The 24,497-nt window shown below is 33.1% G+C and carries 23 protein-coding genes and 2 tRNA genes; 5 read left to right on the forward strand and 20 right to left on the reverse strand.

What is annotated here, in order from left to right; translation table 11 throughout:
- Positions 1 to 30: 30 nt before the first annotated feature.
- The 19 genes from gmd to GQS57_RS11610 all read right to left on the reverse strand — a co-directional run bounded on the left by gmd (position 31) and on the right by GQS57_RS11610 (position 17,762).
- Entirely contained in the window at positions 31 to 1,158 is a 1,128-nt protein-coding gene (gene gmd / locus GQS57_RS11520; protein ID WP_165732999.1) for a GDP-mannose 4,6-dehydratase, read from the reverse strand.
- Between the two features lie 123 nt (positions 1,159 to 1,281).
- Positions 1,282 to 1,626, reverse strand: a complete 345-nt coding sequence (locus tag GQS57_RS11525) for a four helix bundle protein (RefSeq protein WP_165733000.1) — start codon at positions 1,624 to 1,626, stop codon at positions 1,282 to 1,284.
- Positions 1,627 to 1,864: 238 nt separating this feature from the next.
- Positions 1,865 to 2,815, reverse strand: a complete 951-nt coding sequence (locus tag GQS57_RS11530) for a GDP-L-fucose synthase (RefSeq protein WP_165733001.1) — start codon at positions 2,813 to 2,815, stop codon at positions 1,865 to 1,867.
- An 86-nt stretch (positions 2,816 to 2,901) separates the two neighbouring features.
- Positions 2,902 to 4,224, reverse strand: coding sequence for a UDP-glucose/GDP-mannose dehydrogenase family protein (locus GQS57_RS11535; RefSeq protein WP_165733002.1), 1,323 nt, complete (start codon positions 4,222 to 4,224; stop codon positions 2,902 to 2,904).
- Positions 4,225 to 4,303: 79 nt separating this feature from the next.
- Entirely contained in the window at positions 4,304 to 4,726 is a 423-nt protein-coding gene (locus tag GQS57_RS11540; protein ID WP_165733003.1) for an adenylyltransferase/cytidyltransferase family protein, read from the reverse strand.
- A 117-nt stretch (positions 4,727 to 4,843) separates the two neighbouring features.
- Positions 4,844 to 5,275, reverse strand: coding sequence for an adenylyltransferase/cytidyltransferase family protein (locus GQS57_RS11545; RefSeq protein ID WP_165733004.1), 432 nt, complete (start codon positions 5,273 to 5,275; stop codon positions 4,844 to 4,846).
- Positions 5,276 to 5,581: 306 nt separating this feature from the next.
- The gene (wecC, locus tag GQS57_RS11550) at positions 5,582 to 6,793 is read right to left on the reverse strand and encodes a UDP-N-acetyl-D-mannosamine dehydrogenase (protein ID WP_165733005.1); all 1,212 of its coding nucleotides are present in this window, start codon (positions 6,791 to 6,793) and stop codon (positions 5,582 to 5,584) included.
- Positions 6,793 to 7,914 carry a non-hydrolyzing UDP-N-acetylglucosamine 2-epimerase gene (gene wecB, locus GQS57_RS11555; RefSeq protein ID WP_165733006.1) on the reverse strand — a complete coding sequence of 374 codons (1,122 nt, stop codon included), beginning with the start codon at positions 7,912 to 7,914 and terminating at the stop codon, positions 6,793 to 6,795. The genes wecC and wecB overlap by 1 nt, the downstream gene beginning before the upstream one ends.
- A 109-nt stretch (positions 7,915 to 8,023) precedes the next feature.
- Positions 8,024 to 8,956 carry a Gfo/Idh/MocA family protein gene (locus tag GQS57_RS11560; RefSeq protein ID WP_165733007.1) on the reverse strand — a complete coding sequence of 311 codons (933 nt, stop codon included), beginning with the start codon at positions 8,954 to 8,956 and terminating at the stop codon, positions 8,024 to 8,026.
- Between the two features lie 2 nt (positions 8,957 to 8,958).
- On the reverse strand, positions 8,959 to 10,242 hold the full coding sequence (locus GQS57_RS11565) for a nucleotide sugar dehydrogenase (RefSeq protein WP_165733008.1): 1,284 nt from the start codon (positions 10,240 to 10,242) through the stop codon (positions 8,959 to 8,961).
- Complete coding sequence (locus GQS57_RS11570; protein WP_165733009.1) at positions 10,239 to 11,225, reverse strand: SDR family oxidoreductase; 987 nt, start codon at positions 11,223 to 11,225, stop codon at positions 10,239 to 10,241. The genes GQS57_RS11565 and GQS57_RS11570 overlap by 4 nt, the downstream gene beginning before the upstream one ends.
- 118 nt (positions 11,226 to 11,343) lie before the next feature.
- Positions 11,344 to 11,421: transfer RNA gene (locus tag GQS57_RS11575), tRNA-Val, on the reverse strand.
- Between the two features lie 124 nt (positions 11,422 to 11,545).
- Positions 11,546 to 11,623 (reverse strand) — tRNA-Val (locus GQS57_RS11580).
- A 59-nt stretch (positions 11,624 to 11,682) separates the two neighbouring features.
- Positions 11,683 to 12,891, reverse strand: coding sequence for a folylpolyglutamate synthase/dihydrofolate synthase family protein (locus tag GQS57_RS11585; protein ID WP_165733010.1), 1,209 nt, complete (start codon positions 12,889 to 12,891; stop codon positions 11,683 to 11,685).
- Positions 12,892 to 12,908: 17 nt separating this feature from the next.
- Positions 12,909 to 13,787: an energy transducer TonB gene (locus tag GQS57_RS11590; RefSeq protein ID WP_165733011.1), complete on the reverse strand. Its 879-nt coding sequence runs from the start codon at positions 13,785 to 13,787 to the stop codon at positions 12,909 to 12,911.
- 1 nt (position 13,788) lies between these two features.
- Complete coding sequence (locus GQS57_RS11595; RefSeq protein ID WP_165733012.1) at positions 13,789 to 14,181, reverse strand: biopolymer transporter ExbD; 393 nt, start codon at positions 14,179 to 14,181, stop codon at positions 13,789 to 13,791.
- A gap of 89 nt (positions 14,182 to 14,270) precedes the next feature.
- On the reverse strand, positions 14,271 to 14,960 hold the full coding sequence (locus GQS57_RS11600) for a MotA/TolQ/ExbB proton channel family protein (RefSeq protein ID WP_165733013.1): 690 nt from the start codon (positions 14,958 to 14,960) through the stop codon (positions 14,271 to 14,273).
- Positions 14,961 to 15,227: 267 nt separating this feature from the next.
- A complete protein-coding gene (locus GQS57_RS11605) occupies positions 15,228 to 16,460 on the reverse strand; it encodes a Glu/Leu/Phe/Val dehydrogenase dimerization domain-containing protein (RefSeq protein ID WP_165733014.1) in 1,233 nt (410 codons plus the stop codon).
- 237 nt (positions 16,461 to 16,697) lie between these two features.
- Positions 16,698 to 17,762, reverse strand: a complete 1,065-nt coding sequence (locus GQS57_RS11610; RefSeq protein WP_165733015.1) for an anhydro-N-acetylmuramic acid kinase — start codon at positions 17,760 to 17,762, stop codon at positions 16,698 to 16,700.
- A 92-nt stretch (positions 17,763 to 17,854) separates the two neighbouring features.
- Here GQS57_RS11610 and GQS57_RS11615 point away from each other — a divergent pair, with 92 nt between their 5' ends.
- Positions 17,855 to 18,997: an acyl-CoA dehydrogenase gene (locus GQS57_RS11615; RefSeq protein ID WP_165733016.1), complete on the forward strand. Its 1,143-nt coding sequence runs from the start codon at positions 17,855 to 17,857 to the stop codon at positions 18,995 to 18,997.
- 208 nt (positions 18,998 to 19,205) lie between these two features.
- On the opposite strand, the gene GQS57_RS11620 is transcribed toward GQS57_RS11615, so the two are convergent.
- A complete protein-coding gene (locus GQS57_RS11620) occupies positions 19,206 to 19,988 on the reverse strand; it encodes a tRNA pseudouridine(38-40) synthase TruA (RefSeq protein ID WP_165733017.1) in 783 nt (260 codons plus the stop codon).
- A 276-nt stretch (positions 19,989 to 20,264) separates the two neighbouring features.
- On the opposite strand from GQS57_RS11620, the gene GQS57_RS11625 reads away from it, so the two are divergent.
- The 4 genes from GQS57_RS11625 to GQS57_RS11640 all read left to right on the forward strand — a co-directional run bounded on the left by GQS57_RS11625 (position 20,265) and on the right by GQS57_RS11640 (position 24,323).
- Positions 20,265 to 21,260: an outer membrane beta-barrel protein gene (locus GQS57_RS11625; RefSeq protein WP_165733018.1), complete on the forward strand. Its 996-nt coding sequence runs from the start codon at positions 20,265 to 20,267 to the stop codon at positions 21,258 to 21,260.
- Positions 21,261 to 21,311: 51 nt separating this feature from the next.
- Positions 21,312 to 22,601 carry an ammonium transporter gene (locus tag GQS57_RS11630; RefSeq protein ID WP_165733019.1) on the forward strand — a complete coding sequence of 430 codons (1,290 nt, stop codon included), beginning with the start codon at positions 21,312 to 21,314 and terminating at the stop codon, positions 22,599 to 22,601.
- A 123-nt stretch (positions 22,602 to 22,724) separates the two neighbouring features.
- Positions 22,725 to 23,075, forward strand: a complete 351-nt coding sequence (locus GQS57_RS11635) for a P-II family nitrogen regulator (RefSeq protein ID WP_165733020.1) — start codon at positions 22,725 to 22,727, stop codon at positions 23,073 to 23,075.
- A gap of 6 nt (positions 23,076 to 23,081) precedes the next feature.
- Complete coding sequence (locus tag GQS57_RS11640) at positions 23,082 to 24,323, forward strand: ammonium transporter (RefSeq protein ID WP_165733021.1); 1,242 nt, start codon at positions 23,082 to 23,084, stop codon at positions 24,321 to 24,323.
- Positions 24,324 to 24,497: the final 174 nt, after the last annotated feature.

Genomic DNA, 24,497 nt, shown 5'->3' on the forward strand with positions numbered 1-24,497 from the left:
AACTCTTAATTTTAAATATTGATTAAAAAATTACTCTGCCTGTTTTAAAATCTCATGACCAGCTTTTAGCAAAACAACATCTTTTTTCATTATTGCAACATCACCTTGCATCATATCTTTTACCAAAGAAGCTAAGTCATGCTCTGGTACCCAACCTAATTTATTTTTTGCTTTAGAAGGGTCTCCGATTAACAAATCTACTTCTGTTGGACGGAAATAAGAAGGATCTACAGACAAAACTTCTTTCCCTATTGCTACTTGAAAATCTTTATGATTACATGCTGTAACATATGCTTTCTCATCTACGCCTTCTCCTTTAAATTCTACATCGATACCTACTTCACTAAAAGCCAAACGAACAAAATCTCTTACGGTGGTAGTTACACCTGTAGCAATCACCCAATCTTCTGGTGTATCCGCTTGTAAAATCATCCACATCATGCGAACATAATCTTTTGCATGTCCCCAATCACGTTTTGCTTCTAAGTTTCCTAAAAACACTTTTTCTTGTAAGCCTAATGCAATTTTTGCAACCGCACGTGTAATTTTTCTTGTTACAAATGTTTCCCCTCTTCTTGGAGATTCATGGTTGAATAAAATACCATTACAAGCAAACATATCATACGCTTCACGATAGTTTTTTGTAATCCAAAATCCATAAATTTTTGCTACTCCATAAGGAGAACGAGGGTAAAACGGAGACAGTTCATCATAAAAACCTCTTTCATTTTTATTCTCTGGCATACCACCATATAATTCTGAAGTAGAAGCTTGATAAATTCTTGTTTTCTTTTCTAAGCCTAAAATTCTTACGGCTTCTAAAATTCTTAAAGTTCCCAATCCATCAACATTACCTACATATTCTGGTGTATCAAAAGAAACAGCAACGTGAGACATTGCACCTAGATTGTATATTTCATCTGGCTGACATTCTTGAATGATACGTGTTAAATTCATGGCATCCGTTAAATCACCATAATGCAATTTTAATCTTTGATCAGGATCGTGTGGGTCTTGGTACAAGTGATCAATTCTATCTGTATTAAACAATGATGATCTTCTCTTAATACCATGTACTTCATATCCTTTTTCTAATAACAACTCAGCTAAATATGAGCCGTCTTGTCCTGTAATTCCTGTAATTAATGCTACTTTCATGTTCGTTTTTTCGTTATTCGTGGTTCGTTGGTCGTTATTCGTTGGTCGTTTTTCGTTTTTCGTTTTTCGTTACTCGGTGGACGATAAATGATAAACGGTGGACGAAAATCGAAGAACGATTTTTCACTTTAGTGATTTTATTAATTTATACAGCATCATCTTAATTCTCGTGCAAAGATCAAATAATTTCACATATTCTTCATTAGAAATGTATCCTAAATCTTTTGCCAAAAATAATTGATAATTAGCTTCTTCCAAAGAGCCTTTCGCAATATATAAAAATTGAATAAACTCCTTTTTATACTGCCTCCCTTGCCCTTCTATTATATTTGTTGGAACACTACTAGAACTTCTTCTTACTTGATTGGTTAACCCAAACTTTTCTGAGGAAGGAAAGTTTTTTGAAACTTGGTATACATCAAGCGTTAATTGATGCGCTAGTTTCCAAACTTGTAGTTTACATTCCATTTTTTTTTCGTTGTTCGGTTTTTGTTGTTCGTTATTCGTTGGACGATTTTCGTTGTTCGTTACTCGATGGACGGTAAACGGTAAACGATGGACGATTTTCGTTGTTCGTTGTTCGTTGTTCGTTGTTCGTTACTCGATGGACGGTAAACGATGGACGATTTTCGTTGTTCGATGTTCGTTATTCGTTACTCGATGGACGGTAAACGGTAAACGATGGACGATTTTCGTTGGACGATTTTTAAAGCTTGACTTCTTTAAAATTTTCTATATTTTCTAAAAACCAAGCATAGGTTTTTTCGATTCCTTGTTTTAAATCAACTTTATGCTTCCAACCTAAGTTGTGCATTTTAGAAATATCCATCAGTTTTCTTGGTGTTCCGTCTGGTTTATCAGCATCCCAAACAATAGTTCCTTGATGCCCTGTTACTTGTTGAATGGTTTCTGCCAATTCTTTAATCGTTAAATCTTCACCTGTACCTATATTGTATAGGTATTCTGGTAATTCGTTTTCTAAAGCATAAACCACAGCTTCCGCCATATCATCTACAAACAGAAATTCACGCATTGGCGTTCCGCTTCCCCATAAGGTAACATCTGAATTATTATTCATTTTTGCCTCATGAAATTTACGAATCATGGCAGGTAACACATGTGATGACTTTAAATCGAAATTATCATGCGTACCGTATAAATTTGTAGGCATTAAGCTTACATAATCTTTCTGAAATTGCTTTCTAATTGCCTCACATGCTTTTACACCTGTTATTTTTGCAATCGCATACCATTCATTGGTCGGTTCTAAAGAATCAGTCAACAAATACTCTTCTTTTAAAGGCTGTGGAGCAAACTTAGGATAGATACAAGAACTCCCTAAAAATATAAACTTCTCAATTCCTGATTTTAAAGCACTATCAATTAAATTGTTTTGAATTTGCATATTTTCCATCAAAAATTGATATGGAAAATTATTATTCGCTAAAATACCACCAACTTTTGCAGCTGCATCAATCACAACTTCAGGTTTTTCTGTTTGATAAAAATTAAGAACTACTTCTTGATTTTTTAAATCTAAGTCTTTGCTAGATCTGCCTATTAAGTTTGTATATCCCTTTTTTTCTAAAGTTCTCCATACAGCAGAACCAACCATTCCTCTATGACCAGCAATATATATTTTAGTATCTTTTTTCATCTTTTTTTTCTTATCTGATGTCACCTTTTTCGGCTATCATTTTTCGTTCGAGCTGTAAACGGATATCGAACATCCGAAATCGGTTTTTATTTCCCTATTTGAAAATACTCAAATCCTTTTTCTTCTAAATTGAAAGCATTGTACTGATTTCTTCCATCAAAAATAATAGGATTCTTTAATTGTTGCTTTATTTCTACAAAATCTGGAGAACGAAATTCTTTCCATTCTGTTAATAAAATTAATGCATCCGAACCTTGTAAAACTTCGTACTTAGAACTACAATACGTAATGTTTTTAGCGTCTTTTAAATAAAATTCTTTCGCTTCTTCTATCGCTTTAGGATCATAAGCCTTCACTTTTGCACCTCTTTTCTCTAATTCTTTTACAATATAAATAGCTGGAGCCTCTCTCATATCATCGGTACCCGGTTTAAAGGCCAATCCCCATAAACCAAAAGTCATACCTGATAAGTCTTCTCCAAATCGTTTTACAATTTTATGTGCAATCACTAATTTCTGAGCATCATTAACATTCTCTACAGACTCGATTAAGTTTGCTTTATAACCGTTTTCTTCTGCAATTTTCTTTAAAGCTTTTACATCTTTAGGAAAACAAGAACCTCCATAACCTGCACCTGGATAAATAAAACTATACCCAATACGTTTGTCTGAACCAATACCGATACGCACCATATTTGCATCTGCGCCTACTCTTTCACAAATATTTGCAATCTCATTCATAAATGAAATTTTTGTTGCTAACATTGTATTTGCAGCATATTTTGTCATTTCTGCAGAACGAATATCCATCGTTATAAAACGATCATGGGTTCTAAAGAAAGGAGAATACAATTGCTTCATTAAATCAAAAGCATACTCAGAATCTGCACCGATAACAACTCTATCAGGCTTCATAAAATCATCTATAGCAGCACCTTCTTTTAAAAACTCTGGATTAGAGACTACGCTAAATTCTAAATCAGATTCTCTTTTATCTAATTCTGCCTGAATAGTCGCTTTTACTTTGTCTGCTGTACCAATTGGCACTGTAGATTTATCTACTACGATCAATCTTTTCTGCATAGTTTCTCCAATAGATTTGGCAACAGCTAAAACATATTGTAAATCTGCAGAGCCATCATCCCCCATTGGGGTACCAACCGCAATAAAAACAATTTCAGCATCACTAATAGCTTCTCCAAGGTTCGTCGTAAAAAACAAGTTTTCATTTTTTACATTTTTTAAAACCATTTGTTCTAAACCTGGTTCAAAAATAGGAATGATTCCTTCCTCTAATTTTTGAATTTTATTTTGATCTATATCTACACAAGTAACTTTGTTTCCCATTTCTGCGAAACAAGTACCAGATACTAAACCAACATAACCTGAACCTATAACAGCAATATTCATAATTCTTTTTATTTTTTAATATTCAATTTTATTTAAGATATCATCATAAAAAAACACTTAAAAATAAGTGTTTTTCTCTCTAATTATTTTTCAACAACCACGATGATGATTGTATTTTATCTCCCAAACCATCAATCAAGTCAATATGTAATTCTTTACAAACAGGTACTTCAGGAATAGAGTTATTGTCTTGATCTCCTCCATTGGCAAAACCTATTTGATACTCTTTTCCATACTTTTCATGAATAGCACGTATAGACGCACAAACAGTTCTATCCTTGTCAACAGAAACCATTGCTTTATCTACAGATTTAATATTCTCTACAATAAACAAGCGCTCTTCTTCTTTTTGAAATTCTTTAGAGCCTTTTAATCCTCTTTGAAGATCACTATTAACAATTACAAACAATTCATCTGCCAACGCTTTTGCATTGTTAAAATACTCTAGATGTCCTTTGTGAATTGGATTAAAATATCCTGATACTATAATAAGTTTTTTCATTTATTTTGCAAATATAAATTAAATTATTCCACGGTAAATAGGTGTTTTCACGCTATTATTGGCGAAATATTAAATCATTCTAAAAATGAAATCTTTTCACCAGAATATGTAAAACACTTATTTCTCTTTCTTTTTTAAATTCTCTTTTTCTTGAACTTCTTTACGCAGTCCACTACTAGAAAAACGGTGCTCTCTTTTATTAAAGTACAAGTCAATTCCTTTTTCTTCGCAATACTTTCTACCTGTAAATTGTTTGCTAGCATACTCATCTCCTATAATGCGGACATCAAGTTTAAAAGACCTTAAAATATCCTCTAAATCTTGTTCTGTTGCATAAGGAACAATTTCATCTACAAAGCGACAACCTTTTAATTGAATGTATCTTTCAACAACAGATTGTACTGGCATATTCTTTTCTGGACGATCTAAAGTAGGATCTGTCTGTATACCGCAAATTAAATAATCACATTGTTCTTTTGCATCTTCTAACATTTTCACATGTCCTGCATGGAATAAGTCAAAAGCACTAAAGGTAATTCCCACTTTCATAAGTTTCTTTTTTTTGACAAATATATGGTAATTTTTTAATAATTTATTATACAGTAGTTTTTTCTTTAGTTTCTTTAGTTTCATTGAAATAAAAAAACACCTACACACCTAATTAACAACAACATAAATGTATTTTTATTAGTAGCAAAAAAGAGATTTACCTTTTTTAAATACAGCAAATAACACTACTTAAAATCAATAAAAATCATGAATCTCTTTAGACTTAAAAAACAATGAAATTCTGTAAAATTGAATACAACTCTTTCAGAATAATTATTTAATAATTAGCATACTTTAATAAGCTTACTATTTAATAATACCGCAAAAATCTAAAACCACTTTATCGGTTGCAGTAGGCAATGTTTTAAATTCATTATGCGCCACAAGATATGCTACAATATCCGCTTTTTTAAAAGCTTCTTTATAATTTGTTATTTTATATACATTATGTTCTGTAATATTTGGCTCAACAATAAAATACTCTTCATTGTTGGTATTTTGTAAAACTTTTTGAGCAATATATTTTGCAGGTGATTCTCGCAAATCATCAATATTAGGCTTAAATGCTAAACCCATTAAGGCAATACTTGGTTTTCTTCCGTGCTTTAACTCAAACTTTAATTTCTCATTCTGAATTTTCTCTGCACACCAAAAAGACTTGTAATTATTTACCTCTCTTGCGGTACCAATAATCTTAGATTCCATTGGATAATCTGATACAATAAAATAAGGATCTACTGCAATACAATGTCCACCAACACCACAACCAGGCTGTAATATATTAACTCTTGGGTGTTTATTTGCTAAATCTATCAATTCCCAAACATTTATATCAGCTTTATCACAAATTAACGAAAGTTCATTTGCAAAAGCAATTTGCACATCTCTAGAAGAATTTTCTGTTAACTTACACATTTCTGCCGTTCTTGCATTTGTGGCGTGCAAAGCACCTTTTACAAATTGCTTGTAAAAATCAATTGCTTTTTGGGTCGATTTTTCATCAACCCCACCAATAACTCTATCGTTATACACCAACTCATGCATTACGTTACCAGGCAAAACTCTTTCCGGACAATAAGCAATATGCAGTTTATCTTTTAATTCTGGTCTTATACAATATATAAGACTCATCATTTTTTCTGTTGTTCCTATTGGCGAAGTAGATTCTATAATATATAAATCATCTTCTTTTAAAAACGGAATAATATTTTTAGTTGCTAATTCTACATAAGAAATATCGGGTTCATGATTCCCTTTAAAAGGAGTAGGCACCACAATTAAATAAGTAGCTGCTTCAACTGGTTTTATATCTGCTTTTAAAAAACCTTTTTTTACAGCTTCCTCTACAGCAATATCTAAACTCGGTTCTACAATATGTATTTTACCTTGGTTAATAATATCTACAACGTTTTGGTTAACATCAACTCCATGAACTTGAATTCCGCTTTGTGCTATTAAAGCGGATGTTGGCAAACCAATATATCCTAAACCTATCGTTACAACTTCTACTTTTTTCATTACTCTAAATTTGAAATAAATTCAATAATTCTCTTACACGCTTTACCATCTCCATAAGGATTATGTAAAGAACTCATAGATTGATATTTTTGGGTATCATCTAACAATTCTTGCGCTTCTTTTACAATTTTAGCTTCATCTGTACCAACTAAAATCACGGTTCCAGCTTCTACTGCTTCTGGTCTTTCGGTTGTATCTCGCATCACTAAAACGGGTTTCCCTAAACTAGGCGCTTCTTCCTGCACACCACCACTATCTGTTATTATTAAGTACGATTTATTCATTAACCAAACAAATGATGGATAAGATAATGGTTTTACCAAATGAATATTACTTACATCACCTAACAACTCATTTACCGGCTTTAAAACATTCGGATTTAAATGAACTGGATACACAACCTCTACATCAGGATTATTAATCGAAATTTCTTTAAGTGCTCCGCAAATATTTATAAATCCTTGTCCGTGGTTTTCTCTTCTATGACCTGTAACTAGTATGATTCTCTTATCAAAGTTAACTTTACGTTTAATTTCTCTAACATCATCATTATCTAAACCATCTACCCTATTAGAACTTTCTAACAAAGCATCAATAACTGTATTACCAGTAATTAAAATATTTTCTTCGGATATATTTTCTTGTAAAAGGTTTTCTTTGGATTTTATTGTAGGTGCAAAATGATACGTTGCAACTCTTCCTGCAACCTGACGATTCATTTCTTCTGGAAAGGGCGATAACATATTATAGGTTCGTAAACCTGCCTCTACATGACATACTTTTGCTCCAGAATAAAAGCCTGCAATACTTGCTGCCATTGTGGTGGTGGTGTCTCCGTGAACAAAAACATAGTCTGGTTTATACGTTTCTAAAATAGGTTTTAACCCAGAGATTACTTCTCCTGTTAAGTTGTATAAATTTTGATTTGGTTTCATTAAACACAAATCAAAATCTGGAGTAATATCAAAAAAACTTAAAACCTGATCTAACATTTCTCTATGCTGTCCAGTTACACAAACTTTAGTTTCAAACCTTTTATCTGCTAAAAACTGATTTACTAAAGGTGCCATTTTGATTGCTTCTGGCCTTGTTCCGAAAATTAAAAGGTTCTTTTTTTTCATTATTTTTATTCAAAATAATTTGATATTATGATGCTTCCTTCTAAAAAAACAGCATAATCTTTAATAACAACAAATTATATGTAAGTTAATTTTGTTTAGAAAACCCCTATTACTTAACAAACAGATGTTTTTCACCTATTGTACTAATAGCAGCATTTCTAATATTATGAACTATCTTAATAGACTCCTCAGAATCTTGAAGTCCAAAACCATTTCCTTTTAGTATTTCTTGATAACTTGTAGTGTGTAAATCTGTAAAACCAGCACTAAACTCTAATTCTTGGTTATCAATAGTAATAGATCGAAAAGTTCTTTGTCCTTTTTCTTTAATTTCTTGCGGTAAATCATCTTCATTTATTGATAAAAACCAGCGCACTCTAGCATTTTTAAACTCTAAATATCCTGCAGATTTATCTTTTTCCCTAAGATGTACTATGTTTTCTTGTACTTCTCCAAAAATCCAAGACAACATATCGTAAAAATGGACTCCAATATTTGTCGCAATTCCTCCAGATTTACTCTCATCTCCTTTCCAAGAAATGTCATACCATCTTCCTCTAGAAGTGATATACGTTAAATCTACATCGTATTTACCTGCTTTATTTTCTGAAGCAACTTTGTTTTTTAAAGCAATAATACTTGGGTGCAATCTTAATTGTAAAATGGTATGTATTTTCTGACCAGATTCTCTTTCTATATCTTTTAAAGCATCAACATTCCAAGGATTTAGAACCAACGGTTTTTCACAAATTGCATCTGCACCTCTTCTTAAAGCCATTCTAATATGAGAATCGTGCAAATAATTTGGCGTACAAATACTTACATAATCTAAATGCGTACCTCCTCTTTTTAATTTTTCTATATGACGATCAAATCTTTCGAATTCTACAAAAAAATCTGCTTTCGGAAAAAAACTATCCATTACACCAACACTATCAAATTTATCTAAAGCCGCAATTAGTTGATTATCGGTCTCTTTAATCGCTTTTAAATGTCTTGGTGCAATATATCCTGCAGCACCAATTAATGCAAAATTCTTCATTTCTATAGTGATTTATCTACAAGCTTAGAATCTAAAAAATTCTTCACATCGTATACAATTGATTTTTCTTTTTTTAATTCAGCAAAATCCAAGTTAAGAAACTCTTTATGTGCCACAACTAAAATAACAGCATCAAATTTCTTTTTAGGCAAAGTCAAACTAGAATCTAGCTTGTATTCTTTATAAACCTGAGCTACATCTGCATGAGGATCAAAAATGGTTACATTAGATCCATACTCTTGCAATTCATAAATAAGATCTACCGCTTTTGTATTTCTAACATCCGGACAGTTTTCTTTAAAAGTAACTCCTAAAACTAAAACTTCAGCTCGTTTTACTTCAATATCTCTCTGAATCATCAACTTAGCAACTTCCGAAGCTACATACCTTCCCATTCCGTCATTCACACGTCTACCAGCCAAAATAATTTCTGGGTGATACCCGTATTCTTGTGCTTTTTGGGCTAAATAATAAGGATCTACGCCAATACAATGTCCACCAACTAAACCTGGTTTAAAAGGTAAAAAATTCCATTTTGTACCTGCTGCATCTAAAACATCTTGCGTATTGATATCCATCAAACCAAAAATTTTAGCTAACTCATTTACAAATGCAATATTAATATCTCGCTGAGAATTTTCGATCACTTTTGCAGCTTCGGCAACTTTAATAGAAGGCGCTAAATGCGTCCCTGCAGTAATTACAGATGCATACAAACTATTTACCTTCTCGCCTACTTCTTTTGTAGAACCAGAAGTCACTTTTAATATTTTTTCTACGGTATGTTTTTTATCTCCCGGGTTGATTCTTTCTGGTGAATACCCAACATAAAAGTCTTTGTTAAAAACCAAACCAGATACCCTTTCTAAAATAGGCACACAATCTTCTTCTGTTGCACCTGGATACACGGTAGATTCATAAATAACGATATCACCTTTTTTCATTACGCTACCTACGGTTTCACTCGCTTTTATTAAAGGCGTTAAAACAGGTCTGTTATTTTTATCTACTGGCGTAGGAACCGTAACAATAAAATAATTGCAAGCCCTTAACTCCTCTAAATTAGATGCAAAAAACAATCCTTTTTCATCTGAATTCTCTTCATTTATAACCTCTAACAACAACTCTTTAGAAACTTCTCTTGTATTGTCTTGCCCTAATTTTAACTCTTCTATTCTAGGCTGATTAATATCAAAACCAACAACAGAAAATTTTGTTGCAAAAAGTCTAGCTAATGGCAAGCCTACATAGCCTAAACCAATAATACCTATTTTAATTTTACTCATTTATTTAAGTTTTCCCAATACCAATCTATTGATTCTTTTAATCCTTCTTTTAAAGAAAATTTTGGATTATAATTTAATAATTTCTTAGCTTTTGATATATCTGCGTGAGAATGCGGAATGTCTCCAATTCTATTAGGACCAAAAACCACTTCTACGTCCTTAATTTTCGGATTGTAATTCGATAAAAACTCCTTTAAAGAATCACATAAATCTATTAAAGTATTCCGATCTCCAAATGCTACGTTATATATTTCGTTTGCAGCTTCTTTATCCGCCACTAAACTGAGTAAGTTTGCCTGAATAACGTTATCTATATAGGTGAAATCTCTAGAAAAAGTTCCATCTCCATTTACAATCGGAGATTCTAAATTCATAAACTGATTTACAAACTTAGGTATTACAGCTGCATACGCCCCGTTCGCATCTTGCTTTCTACCAAAAACATTAAAATATCTTAATCCAATTGTTTCCAAACCATACGTTTTACCAAAAACATCGGCATACAATTCATTAACATATTTGGTAACTGCATAAGGAGACAACGGCTTCCCAATTACATCTTCTACTTTTGGTAACGATTCAGAATCTCCATACGTAGATGAACTTGCTGCAAAAACAAATCTTTTTACATTATTGTCTCTTGCCGCTACTAACATATTTAGAAAACCGGTAACATTAACATCATTTGTGGTAATAGGATCTTTAATTGATCTTGGCACAGAACCTAATGCGGCTTGGTGCAAAATATAATCGACACCAGAAGCTGCCAACATACAATCTTCTAAACACCTAATATCTCCATTAATCAACGTAAAGTTTGGGTTTTCTTTTAGAGGCTCTATATTTTCTCTTTTTCCTGTAGAAAAGTTATCTAAACAAACCACTGTATTCTTTTTCTCAAGTAAAACCTCGCAAAGGTTAGAACCTATAAAACCAGCTCCACCTGTAACAAGTATTTTTTTTCCTGATAACTTTATATCCATTAAAACTCTTTTAGCTATTTTTTATAAAGAAACAAATATAACAAAAGAATCATTGGCTACTTTACCAAAACCTATTAAAAACAAAAAATCCTTCACATAAATGTGAAGGATTTTGCTTTGGTGGGCAATGAGGGATTCGAACCCCCGACCCTCTCGGTGTAAACGAGATGCTCTGAACCAACTGAGCTAATTGCCCTAAGCGGCTGCAAATATAATACTTTATTTAGTTTTACCAAACAAAATGAAAAACAATTTCATTTTTATTTAAAAAACTATCTAAAAACAAAAAATCCTTCACATAAATGTGAAGGATTTTGCTTTGGTGGGCAATGAGGGATTCGAACCCCCGACCCTCTCGGTGTAAACGAGATGCTCTGAACCAACTGAGCTAATTGCCCTAAGCGGTTGCAAATATAGAACTTATTTTAGTTCTACCAAGTAAAAAATGATATTTTATTTAAATAATTTCAGCCACCACAAAAGTACTTCCTCCTACATAAATGATATCTCCCTGATTTGCATTTAGTAACGCATCTTCAAACGCTTCTTTTACCGAAGGATATTTTTTTCCAATTAAATGAAATTCTTTTGCTTGTTCTTGCAAAACAGCTTCACACATACCTCTTGGAATATCTGGTTTACAAAAATAATAATGTGCGTCTTTAGGAAAAAGTGGTAAAACCTCTTCTAATTTCTTATCAGAAACAACTCCTAAAACAAAATGTATCTTTTTAAATGATTCTTTTTCTAACTGTTTTAAGACAATACTTAAACCATCTTTATTATGTGCAGTATCACAAATTACTTTTGGCTGTTCTTGTAAAATTTGCCATCTACCTTTTAAACTTGTATTTTTTACCACATTAAGTAATCCATTTTCTATATTTTCTTCTGATACAGAAAACTTCTTTAATCTTTTAATAGCTGCAACTGCTGTTTTTGTGTTTTTCTTCTGATAATCGCCCAACAAATCTGTTATGTAACTTTTACCATCATCCGAAGCAAAAGAAATAGACGCTTTGCAATCTTCCGCTTTTGCGATAAAAACCTCTTTAACCGTTTCTTGCTCCTCCCCAATTACAATAGGAATATTATCTTTTATAATACCTGCTTTTTCAAAAGCGATTTCAGGTAGCGTTTCACCTAAAAACTGCGTATGATCTAAACCTATATTCGTAATTACAGAAACCTCTGGAGTAATAATGTTTGTAGAATCTAATCGTCCTCCCAAACCGACTTCAACAATAGCAATGTCTACTTTTTCTTCTGCGAAATAATCAAAAGCCAAACCTACCGTCATTTCAAAAAATGACAATCTTTGTGTTTCTAAAAAACCTTTATGTTCCTTTATAAAAGATAAAACTTTTGTTTCAGGAATTTCAAGGCCATTAATTCTAATTCGTTCTGTAAAGTTTTTTAAGTGAGGTGAAGTATATAAACCTACTCTATAACCTGCTTCTTGTAAAATAGAAGCTAACATGTGGCTTGTAGAGCCTTTTCCATTGGTACCACCAACATGAATAGATTTAAACTTCTTTTCTGGAAAATCCAATTCTTTTGAAAGCGCTAAAGTGTTGGTTAAATCTTTTTTGAATGCCGTTTTACCCTCTTTTTGATACATAGGTAATTGCGCAAACATCCAATCTAATGTTTGTTGATAATTCATGTTGTAAAAATACGTGATTATTTAGACAAGGTAAACTTATAAATAATTGTCCCAACTTGGTTTGCGGGTGCTTTTTCATCAGGGTTCCAGGTAGTTCTTAGAGCTGCCTCTTTTGCCGCTTTAAGTAAACAAGGAGCTGTATTCGTGCTTCCTTTATATCCTGGTTTTGTGAAAATTACTTTTCCATTTTTATTAACTTGAATTTGCACCACCACAGTACCTTCTTCCTGACAATCGGGTTGCACTTTTGGCTTAGAAAGTGCTCTTCTACCCGCTAAATTATAATCACCTCCATCACCACTTCCGGTATTTCCATAGTATTTAGAAGAAGCCGGATCTCCAGTTTCTTTTCCTTTTACACCTGGCTTAGCATCATCTCCTTCTCCTTGTGGTTTTCCATCGGAAGAATTTCCGTTTAATAAATTATTTAAAGCATCTTGAGTTGCTTTAGATGGTTTTGGCTTTTCTTTCGGAATTTCTTTTACGACTTCCTTTTCAACAGGTTTTACAACTTCTATCTTTTTTTCTACAACTTTTTTTACAGGCTCTTTTACTACTTCTTTTATCTTTTCTACAACCGGAACGTCTTTAGAAGTCTCTTCTGTAATAATATCTTCTTTAACTACTTCTTGCGGAGTTTCTTTAACTACTTCTTCCACCACCTCTTTTTCCACAACTTCCTCCTCAACAACTTCTGGAGCAGAAATTTTCTTTGTATCCTCTACAGGCTCTCCACTTCCAACTTCTGATGTTCCAAAATTAATAGCCAAACCGTATTCTTCTGGAGGATCTAAATAACTCATTCCGTAATTTAGAATCCCGAAGATGATAAGCACCAGAATAACCGCTGTAATTACAGCAGATTTACGCTTATGTGATGTATTTAGTATTTGCATTTTATTTGCCTTTTACAGCTAAAATCATTTTTAACTTGTTCTTATTTGCAATATCAATTACCTGCATTACATTTTTATAAGGTACATCCTTATCTCCTCTAATAATAATGGTCTTCTTTTTATCAGCACCAACACTTTTTAGAATTTCACTTTCTAAACTTGCTGAACTCACTTTTGTTTTATCAATATAAAACAACGACTCATTTGTAATAGACACTGCAACAGATTTATTATTTTCTGTTTTACCTCCAGCTTTTGGCAGCAAAACATCTATTGCACTAACCGTTACTAAGGTTGAAGTCAACATAAAAAATATCAACAATAAAAAAACAATATCTGTCATTGATGACATATTGAATGTTGGATCTACTTTATTTCTTCCGCGTAAATTCATACTTTATGTTCAAGGTTTTAAATTTAAAATTCAAGGATTTTGTTAATTTTCATAAACTTTGAATCCAGAATCTTAAATTTTGAATTACTCTATACTGGCTCGTTTAATAAATCTAAGAACTCAACAGACTTTGCTTCCATTTGATAAATTACCTTATCTGTTCTTACTACTAAATGATTATAAGTTATGTACGCAATAATCCCCACAATTAATCCTCCAACGGTAGTTGTCATTGCCGTATACAAACCATCGGAAAGTAATTTAATATCTATTTGACCACCTGCATTTGCAATTTCATGAATTGCAACAATCATACCGATAACAGTTCCTAAAAAACCAATCATAGGTGCCGCACCAGCAATCGTTGCCAAAACACTCACGTTTTTCTCTAATTGATACACCTCTAACTTTCCTGCAGTTTCAATTGCCGTATTAATATCATCTAAAGGCTTCCCTATTCTAGAAATTCCTTTTCCAATTAATCTTGCTGTTGGTGTATTTTTACTTTTACAAAGCGCATCTGCAGATTCTAATTTCCCGTTAGAAACAAAATCCTTAATTTGATTCATAAAATTTTCATCCATTTTTGATGCTGCTTTTATAGCAAAGAACCTTTCAAAATAAATATACATTGCAATAGCCAACAGCACAAAAAGTAGTGCCAAGATTATTTGCCCTCCCAAACCACCATCCATAATTAATTTATAGATAGAAAGTGTTTTTTCTTCTGAAACAACCTCTTCTAAAACTTCTTTATTCTCTTGAAAAAATAACAACATTTAATTCTATTTTTAAGTTCTATTTAAGTAACGATCTTTCTATTTTTAAATTGTTTCAACTTAAAATAATCGCTTTTATTTTACATCAAAAAAAATGCCATATTACAAAATGACATTCTTTTAATTATTTCATCTACTAACCCGCTGCGCATTCTAAAATAAACATCTACAATATTCGCCGCAATACATTTTGATAAAAACATCGAATTAACAGATTTTTATTGAAATGCACAACCGAATTTTAGAATACAAATCTAACTATTAACTTTAAATTAATTGCTTTAAAGCGATCTCAAATGCTGTTGAACAAATTTTTGTTTTAGAAGCACTCCTTTTAAAAGTTCGCTGCAACGCTTTCTTTATAATATTAGAGGTATCATTAAAAATTGCTTTATCCTGCATTGGCAAAGCTACTTTCGCCTCCATTAAATACGCAAAAACTCTTGCAATACCACAATTAGAAATAAAATCGGGCAATAAACTTAAATGATTATCTGTATACTCCATAATTGGACCAAAGAAAATTTCCTTGTCTGCAAACGGAACATTTGCTCCCGGAGAAATTACTTCTAACCCAGTATCTATCATACGCTGAACCTGATCTTGAGAAACCAATCTAGAAGCTGCAGCTGGTACAAATATTTCAGCAGGCAAACTCCATATTTTTTCATTAATCTCTTCAAAAGGAATCATATTTTCTGACACCAACTGATTTCCGTTTTTCATCAAAAACAAAGCAGTCATTTCTTGCATCGTAAACCCTTCTTCACTTATAACACCACCATCTCTATCAATAATCCCTACAACCTTAGCACCCAACTGCGTTAAATAATAAGCTGCCGCAGCACCTACATTTCCAAACCCTTGAATAATTGCTCTTTTACCTTTTATTTCTCCTCCGTAAATAGCATAATAATGCTTCACTGCTTCTGCTACTCCATAACCAGTTAACATATCTGCCACTGTATATTTCCTAGATAAATCTGGCGAAAAAGTTTTATCTTCAATCACCTTAATTACGCCCATTCGCAATTGGCCAATTCTATTTATTTTATCTGCTTCTGTCGGTTTAAAATGTCCGTTAAAAATTCCTTCTTGAGGGTGCCAAACTCCACAACTTTCTGTAATAGGAATCACATCTTTATCTGCATCTACATTTAAATCTCCACCTGTTCCGTAATAATGTTTTAACAACGGCGTAACTGCTTTATACCAACGTTCTAAAACACCTCTTTTTCTCGGGTCGCTCGGATCAAAATTAATACCCGATTTTGCGCCTCCAATTGCAGGACCAGAAACTGTAAATTTCACCTCCATTGTTTTGGCTAGAGACAAAACCTCATTCATATTTAACCCTTTACGCATTCTTGTACCACCGCCGGCAGCACCACCTCTTAAAGAGTTTATCACTACCCAACCTTCTGCCTCCGTTTCTGAATCTTTCCAGTTAAAAACGATTTCCGGCTGCTTATTCTCGTATATTTTTAATAATTCTTTCATTATAAAATTTTAAATAGATGAACTTTTCTTTTTGCTTTTTCAAACAATTTTATTTTTGCTATAAAATCCCCTTCAGGGGAAAAGTTAAAGTTGATTCATTGTTAAAATTTTATTAATTTCTTATTATGCTGATACTATACAAACTTACAGTAAAAAAACGATTGTTCAAATTTTTTATTTTAATAAGAATTGACTCCTAAAACACCTTAAAACAACCACTTTTATAAATACATCTTTTTATAACTTCGGATAAAAAACTTCTCCAGAAGAATGATCTTTACTCGCCCCCGTTACAGAACTCAAACAATTTACTTTACCCTCACTTTTTAACAAACCTAAAAAAGCAAAAATAAGTGCTTCTTTAAAATTTATAAGTTGCTGATTAGGAACAATAAGATCTATTTCTTTTTCTTCCTTTACCTTATTTATTAAATACTCATTAAAAGCACCGCCACCAGTAACCAAAACCCGCGCGTTTTCAGGCAACACTTCTGCAAGTGCCCAAGCAACATGATCTGTAAAAGTTCTTAATAAATCTTCTGGTTTTCGTTTCTCTGATTCTAATCTTGGAAAAATTTCTTTTTGCACCCACTCTAAACCCAAAGATTTTGGTGGTTGTTGCTGATAATAATCCAACAATCTTAAATCTGACTCTAATTGCATCAGGTAAGTTCCGTTTGCTGCAATTTGTCCTTTATCATCATATTCAAAACCTAATTCCTTTGCATATTTATTCAGCACAATATTTACCGGACAAACATCATATGCAATTCTTTTTCCATCCTCATGAAATGAGATATTAGAAAAACCACCTAAATTTAAGCAATAATCGTAATCAGAAAAAAGCAACTCATCTCCAATTGGCACCAAAGGTGCTCCTTGTCCACCTAAATTGACATCTTGTGTTCTAAAATCGCAAATAACTTTTTGACCTGTTGCATCAGCAATTGTTTGTCCACCTCCCACCTGAAGTGTAATTCCATTTTCTGGTTGATGCAAAACTGTATGCCCATGAGATGCAATAAAATCGATTTTTTCAATCTGAAATTCATCAACAAAAGCAGTAATCTCCTTACCAAGGAGCTTTCCATAATCAACATCTAAAACCTTTAAATCATCCGAAGAAAAATGAATAGCATCTTGTAAAGTAGCTTTCCATTCTTTCGAATACGACACAGTTTTTGAGTGTATAATATCAAAATTTTGATAGTTTTCTTTATCAAATTTCACATACACCAAATCGATACCGTCTAGAGACGTTCCAGACATTAATCCTATTATAAAAACTTCACTTATATTCATATCTGTAAAAATAACAAATCCTTATTGATAATATGTTACGAAATCGATATCTTTGGAATCAAATATTACGAATATAACAAATATACATACAGATGGATTTTAGTTTAACAGAAGAACACATCATGATTCGAGATGCCGCAAGAGACTTTGCGCAAACAGAATTACTACCAGGCGTTATAGAAAGAGACAACAAACAAGAATTCCCAAATGAGTTGGTAAAAAAAATGGGAGATCTTGGTTTTCTAGGAATTATGGTAGATCCTAAATACGGAGGAAGCGGTATGGATGCTATTTCTTACGTATTAATAATGGAAGAACTCTCTAAAATTGACGCTTCTGCTTCTGTAATTGTATCAGTAAACAACTCTTTAGTATGTTACGGATTAGAAGCATATGCTAGTGAAGAACAAAAACAAAAATATTTAACAAAATTAGCCACAGGAGAATTTGTTGGCGCCTTTTGTTTAAGCGAACCAGAAGCAGGTTCTGACGCAACATCTCAAGCAACAACCGCAATAGACAAAGGAGACCACTATATAATTAACGGAACCAAAAACTGGATTACAAGTGGTGGTCGCGCAGATGTTTATTTAGTAATTGCACAAACAGACAGAGAAAAAGGACACAGAGGCATCAATGCTTTTATAATAGAAAAAGGAACAGAAGGGTTTCACGTAGGGCCGAAGGAAGACAAATTAGGAATTCGTGGTTCAGACACACACACGTTACAATTTAACGATGTAAAAGTACCAAAAGAAAACAGAATTGGTGAAGATGGATTTGGTTTTAAGTTCGCTATGAAAACACTTTCTGGAGGAAGAATCGGTATTGCAGCACAAGCTTTAGGTATTGCAGCTGGCGCGTACGAATTAGCTTTAAAATACTCTAAACAACGAAAAGCATTCGGTACAGAAATCTGCAACCACCAAGCAATTGCTTTTAAATTAGCCGATATGCACACAGAAATAGAAGCAGCAAGAATGCTCGTTACAAAAGCAGCCTGGGACAAAGACCAAGGCAATAACTACGATATGTCTAGCGCAATGGCAAAATTATACGCTAGTAAAGTAGCTATGGAACACACCGTAGAAGCGGTTCAAATTCACGGAGGAAACGGTTTTGTAAAAGACTACCACGTAGAACGCTTAATGCGAGACGCAAAAATCACACAGATTTATGAAGGCACTTCCGAGATTCAGAAAATTGTAATTTCTCGTGGAATTATCAAAGGTTAAATCACTCCTTATATATATAAGGTACAAAAATCCATCTTTTTAAAAGGTGGATTTTTCTTTTGGACACAACCTTTCAAATTAGACTCGTTTATCTAAAACTATTTTATATTAATCCCAGACCTCATAATTCTTTTTTAGTTAACCAATCTTGTCATTCTGAATTTACCATTAACAACTTACGCTAATTACAAAACAAAAAATATCACTTTTACAACTCCAACTCAATATCATACAATTGCAAACCAGAGGAGGGCGCATTATTTCTCATATATTTTCTATCATTATCTTCTTTTAAAGAAGCTTCAATAAACTGCAAATCTAAATTCCCTTTTCCAACTTCAAATAACGTCGCCATCATTAATCGAATCTGGTAACGCAAAAACCCCTTCCCTCTCACCTTAAATATATAAGACTTTTCTGGAAAAAAATTAGCCGTTAAAACATCGTTCTCTATAATTTCACAAGAGTCAATTATTCTTTTAAATATCGTTTTTTCTGAAGGCCTTGTGCAGTACTTATGAAAATAATGCTCACCAGCAAACAACCTCGCCGCTTCTTCCATCGTTTCTAAATCTAGATTTCCATCAACATTTACAATAAAAGGCGCAGAAAAAGGATGGTTTTTCTCACCAAAAGAGAAGTAATAATGGTACTCTTTAATCTTCGGAGCATTAATCACGTTAAAACCTCTATCTACCTTTTGTATAGAAATAGCCCTAAAGTCTGGAGAAAAATTAGCATTTAAAGAAGCTATAAAAGTATCTTCCTTCACTATTTTATCTGTAAACATCTGAATATAATATGTATTTGCAGAAACTTTAGCATCCGTCCTGCCTACCCCAATGGTCTTATAATTAGTCTCTTCAAAAACAAAAGACAAGGTTTTATCTACCATATCGTGCAAAGTTTTAGCATTTGTTTGTTTTTGCCATCCAGAAAATCGGAAACCAAGAAATTGTAACCTAACTATATAAGAAAATGAATATTTCATAGGTGCGAATATACAATAATTGCATTTTTTTTCACAAAAGGCACATTTTTATGGATATCCTAAAATTATGATACACATTTTTACATACCCGATATTTCAAACCCTTCAAAAACCTTAAAATGAAGTTATCTCAGTTTGACCCCTGTTTTTTTGAGGGTACAACATCTAAAATACACTATTTTGAAAAACCACCCCCTTGTCAGTTTAAATTTAATATTTACTTTTGACCCAGTTCAATTAATATAAAAATCACTTAACACTAAAAGAAGAAACATTATGAAAAAAGTAATTTTCACATTATTATTAGCTACTAGCCTAATAACTACAGCTCAAGAAAACGAAGACAAAGGAACTTTTACATTAAGCGGTACAGTAGATGTATACGGCACAACTAACTTTACAAGAGACCCTGGAACACCAGGAATATTAATTGCAGCTCCAGAAAATGCAAATGCATTTGGCTTAGGATTTGCTAACACCGTATTTGCTTACGAAAAAGGTAAAGCTGGTGTTGTTGCAGATATCGCTTTTGGACCAAGAGCAGATGACGCAAACATGGCAGGAGCAATTAATCAATTATATGCTTACTACAACGTATCTGATAAATTAACAATTACCGCAGGTCAGTTCAACACATTTTTAGGATATGAAGTTATCAATCCTTCAGCAAACTTTAACTACACTGTATCTTACTTATTTAATGCAGGTCCTTTTTCTCACACAGGAATAAAAGCAGACTACGCAGTTTCTGAAGACTTATCTTTCATGTTAGCTGTAACAAACGCACACGGTATTTCTAGTGCAGACGGAAACCTTACTGACGACACCCAATTAGGAGCTCAAGTAGGATACAAAGGTCAATACTTAAACTTTATTACTGGAGCAGTAAGTGCTGGAGGAGCAACAGACTGGATGTTTTTAGACTACACAGGTGGTTTCGATTTAACAGACGCTTTTTACGTAGGTATAAATGCAGCTTACGCAAACTCTAGTGACGCCGACGAAGGATACCAAGGTGTAGCACTATACTTACAAAATGCTTTTTCTGACAAATTCTCTTTAGGATTAAGACCAGAACTTTTTACAACTAGCGCAGGAAGTGTAGATAGCAATGTAACAGCTTTCACTTTAACCTCTAACATTAACTTAACAAGCAACTTAAAGTTTATAACTGATTTAAGATTTGATAATTCTGACGATTATATTATCGAAGCTTTTCCAACAGAGAAAAACACTTCTACCTTAACAATGGCAGCGGTATATTCTTTCTAAGAAAAAACAAAGATCAACACATCACCTTACTAACTAAAACTTTAAATTTATATGAGCTTATTTTTAACACTATTTCAAGACACACCAGTTACAGAAGTTTCAAAAGCTGTTGAACAAATAAATGGAGACATGGGAATGCTCTGGATGCTTATTGCAGGTATCTTAGTTTTCTTAATGCAAGCAGGATTTACATTAGTAGAATCCGGAATGACAAGATCTAAGAATGCAGTTAACATTGCAATGAAAAACTTATTAGATATTTGTGTAGGCTCATTAACGTTTTGGTTAGTTGGATACTCTTTAATGTACGGAGACACTTCTAACGGATGGTTCTTCTGGAGCGGTTTATTTCAAGGTGAAGGAGCAGATTTATTTTTCCAAACTATGTTTGCTGCAACAACTGCAACTATAGTTTCTGGTGCAATTGCAGGTAGAACAAAATACTCTACATATATTATTTTCTCTATTGTAATGACCGCTGTTATTTATCCAATTTCTGGAGGATGGCAATGGCAAGGTAGTGGATGGTTAACAGAAATGGGATTCATCGATTTTGCAGGTTCTTCAATTGTACACTCTGTAGGTGGATGGGCTGCTTTAGTTGCCGCTTTTATGGTAGGTCCAAGAATTGGAAAATATGTAGATGGAAAAGTATTACCTATTCCTGGTCATAATCAAATATTAGCAACTTTAGGCGTATTCATCCTTTGGTTTGGATGGTTTGGTTTTAATGGTGGATCTCAACTAGCTTGGGGTGGCGCTGACTCTATTGCTGCATCAAACGTAGTATTAATCACAAACTTATCAGCTGCTGCTGGTGGATTAGGAGCATTAATCACTACTTGGATCTGGTACGGTAAACCTAACTTAGCACAAACTCTTAACGGTGTATTAGCTGGTTTGGTAAGTATTACTGCTGGTTGTGGAAACATGACCGCTGGAGGCGCTGTACTTGCTGGTTTAATTGGAGGTATCATTGTAGTTTTTGCAATTGAAATTATAGAAAAGAAATTAAAAATTGACGATGCTATTGGAGCTGCTTCTGTACACGGTGTTGCCGGTGCATGGGGAACTTTAGTTATAGGTCTTTGGGGAGTTGACGGAGATACAGCTATTGGATTATTCAATGGTGGTGGCGCTGCTCAATTAGGAGTTCAAGCAACTGGAGTATTAGCATATGCTGCTTGGGCAATTGGCTTATCATTTATTGTTCTTGGAATTTTAAAAGCAACAATGGGATTACGTGTAAGTAAAGAAGTAGAAATCGAAGGATTAGATGTTCACGAACATGGATCTATCGCATACCCAGGAGTTAGACAAAGAGAGTTTGACGATAAATAAAATATCAAAATAAAAGTTTAGTTATTATTATTTTTAAAAAATCACATAACTTACCAAAGTAAGTTGTGTGATTTTAACACGAAAGCTAATAAACTAAATAAATAATTAACAATTAACTATATCATGAAAAAAATAGAAGCGATTATAAGAAAATCCAAATTCAGCGCTGTAAAAGAAGCATTACACGCAGTAGATGTAAATTTCTTTTCTTATTGGGACGTTACTGGTTTAGGGAACGAAAAAGAAGGACACGTATACAGAGGTGTAAGCTACAGCACTAGCGACATACAACGTAGACACGTATCTATAGTAGTAAATGATGATTTCGAACAAATAACCATAGACGCTTTACTTAAATCAGCAGCAACAGGAGAAGTTGGTGATGGTAAAATATTCGTATCAGACGTAACAGAAGTATACAGAATAAGAACCGGAGAAAAAGGTGGTGAAACTTTAAAGAAAAAATCAAAATAAAAAAACATGGAATTATTAACAATTAACAATGTATGGATGATGATCTGTACAGCACTAGTTTTCTTTATGCACTTAGGTTTTGCATTCTTAGAAATTGGTTTAACGAGACAGAAAAACACACTTAACATACTTTTTAAAAATATATTCATCATAACAACCGGACTTTTACTATATGCATTGGTAGGTTTTAATTTAATGTACCCTGGTTTCGCAGAAGGCTCTTCTGGAATTTTTGGTTTTGCAGGATTTGGATTATCATCTCCATTAACAGCAGAAGGCGCTTTAGACCTTACTTACAATGAAGGTTACACATATTGGACTGATTTCTTATTTCAAGGAATGTTTGCTGCAACTGCCGCAACCATAGTTTCTGGTGCTGTTGCCGAAAGAATGAAAATTCTTCCATTTATGATATTCGCCGTAATATACGTAGGTATCGTTTACCCAATTGCAGGTTCTTGGAAATGGGGTGGTGGATTTTTAGACCAATTATCAACGCCTTTTTATGATTTTGCAGGTTCTACATTAGTACACTCCGTTGGTGGATGGGCAGCCGTTGTAGCTGTTTGCTTATTAGGAGCTAGAATAGGAAAATTCAAAAAAGGAGAAATACAAGCAATCCCTGGTCATAACATACCTTTAGCAACTGCTGGTGTTTTAATCCTTTGGTTAGGATGGTTTGGTTTTAATGGTGGTTCTGTTTTATCTGCAGATCCAGGATTAACATCTTTAACTTTAGTAACTACTTGTTTATCTGCTGCTGCAGGTGGAGTTGTAGCCGCTATTGTTTCTACTATAATGTATAAAAATCTAGATTTAACAATGTTCTTAAATGGTATTTTAGGAGGATTAGTTGGTATTACTGCAGGAGCAGATCAAATGTCTCCTACAGACGCTATTTTAATTGGCGCTATCGCTGGTGCAATTATTGTTTTTGCAGTTAGTTTAATAGATAAATTAAAATTAGATGACCCGGTTGGTGCTATTGCAGTGCACTTAATATGTGGTATTTGGGGAACTTTAGCAGTAGGTTTATTTGGCAACCTTGCAGGTGTAGATCAATTTATTAGTCAACTAATTGGAGTAGCTTCTTACGCAGTATTTTGCTTAGCAACTTCGTTTATCATTATATACACTCTAAAGAAAACAATAGGAATTAGAGTTAGTGAAAAAGAAGAATTAGAAGGATTAGATGTTCATGAACATGGTATGGATGCATACCCTGATTTTCGTCTAAACGAGCACTAGTCACTTAATTAAAATGATGTTAAAAGTCTGCAAATTTAAAAATTTGTGGACTTTTTTTCTTATTTTATGAATATGATAATAAAATTCCCTTAGATTGTCATAAGTAATCTTTTTACACGGTTTTATTGTTTTCATCATAAAAATCACATTAAAACAGCGAGAATACTGAATCCT

Source organism: Polaribacter sp. 20A6 (assembly GCF_011378915.1).
GTDB lineage: Bacteria > Bacteroidota > Bacteroidia > Flavobacteriales > Flavobacteriaceae > Polaribacter > Polaribacter sejongensis.

Coding starts and splice junctions, on each gene's coding strand:
- gmd (WP_165732999.1), bottom strand. CDS start 1,158: ATGAAAGTAGCATTAATTACAGGAATTACAGGACAAGACGGCTCATAT.
- GQS57_RS11525 (WP_165733000.1), bottom strand. CDS start 1,626: ATGGAATGTAAACTACAAGTTTGGAAACTAGCGCATCAATTAACGCTT.
- GQS57_RS11530 (WP_165733001.1), bottom strand. CDS start 2,815: ATGAAAAAAGATACTAAAATATATATTGCTGGTCATAGAGGAATGGTT.
- GQS57_RS11535 (WP_165733002.1), bottom strand. CDS start 4,224: ATGAATATTGCTGTTATAGGTTCAGGTTATGTTGGTTTAGTATCTGGT.
- GQS57_RS11540 (WP_165733003.1), bottom strand. CDS start 4,726: ATGAAAAAACTTATTATAGTATCAGGATATTTTAATCCAATTCACAAA.
- GQS57_RS11545 (WP_165733004.1), bottom strand. CDS start 5,275: ATGAAAGTGGGAATTACCTTTAGTGCTTTTGACTTATTCCATGCAGGA.
- wecC (WP_165733005.1), bottom strand. CDS start 6,793: ATGAAAAAAGTAGAAGTTGTAACGATAGGTTTAGGATATATTGGTTTG.
- wecB (WP_165733006.1), bottom strand. CDS start 7,914: ATGAAAAAAAAGAACCTTTTAATTTTCGGAACAAGGCCAGAAGCAATC.
- GQS57_RS11560 (WP_165733007.1), bottom strand. CDS start 8,956: ATGAAGAATTTTGCATTAATTGGTGCTGCAGGATATATTGCACCAAGA.
- GQS57_RS11565 (WP_165733008.1), bottom strand. CDS start 10,242: ATGAGTAAAATTAAAATAGGTATTATTGGTTTAGGCTATGTAGGCTTG.
- GQS57_RS11570 (WP_165733009.1), bottom strand. CDS start 11,225: ATGGATATAAAGTTATCAGGAAAAAAAATACTTGTTACAGGTGGAGCT.
- GQS57_RS11585 (WP_165733010.1), bottom strand. CDS start 12,891: ATGAATTATCAACAAACATTAGATTGGATGTTTGCGCAATTACCTATG.
- GQS57_RS11590 (WP_165733011.1), bottom strand. CDS start 13,787: ATGCAAATACTAAATACATCACATAAGCGTAAATCTGCTGTAATTACA.
- GQS57_RS11595 (WP_165733012.1), bottom strand. CDS start 14,181: ATGAATTTACGCGGAAGAAATAAAGTAGATCCAACATTCAATATGTCA.
- GQS57_RS11600 (WP_165733013.1), bottom strand. CDS start 14,960: ATGTTGTTATTTTTTCAAGAGAATAAAGAAGTTTTAGAAGAGGTTGTT.
- GQS57_RS11605 (WP_165733014.1), bottom strand. CDS start 16,460: ATGAAAGAATTATTAAAAATATACGAGAATAAGCAGCCGGAAATCGTT.
- GQS57_RS11610 (WP_165733015.1), bottom strand. CDS start 17,762: ATGAATATAAGTGAAGTTTTTATAATAGGATTAATGTCTGGAACGTCT.
- GQS57_RS11615 (WP_165733016.1), top strand. CDS start 17,855: ATGGATTTTAGTTTAACAGAAGAACACATCATGATTCGAGATGCCGCA.
- GQS57_RS11620 (WP_165733017.1), bottom strand. CDS start 19,988: ATGAAATATTCATTTTCTTATATAGTTAGGTTACAATTTCTTGGTTTC.
- GQS57_RS11625 (WP_165733018.1), top strand. CDS start 20,265: ATGAAAAAAGTAATTTTCACATTATTATTAGCTACTAGCCTAATAACT.
- GQS57_RS11630 (WP_165733019.1), top strand. CDS start 21,312: ATGAGCTTATTTTTAACACTATTTCAAGACACACCAGTTACAGAAGTT.
- GQS57_RS11635 (WP_165733020.1), top strand. CDS start 22,725: ATGAAAAAAATAGAAGCGATTATAAGAAAATCCAAATTCAGCGCTGTA.
- GQS57_RS11640 (WP_165733021.1), top strand. CDS start 23,082: ATGGAATTATTAACAATTAACAATGTATGGATGATGATCTGTACAGCA.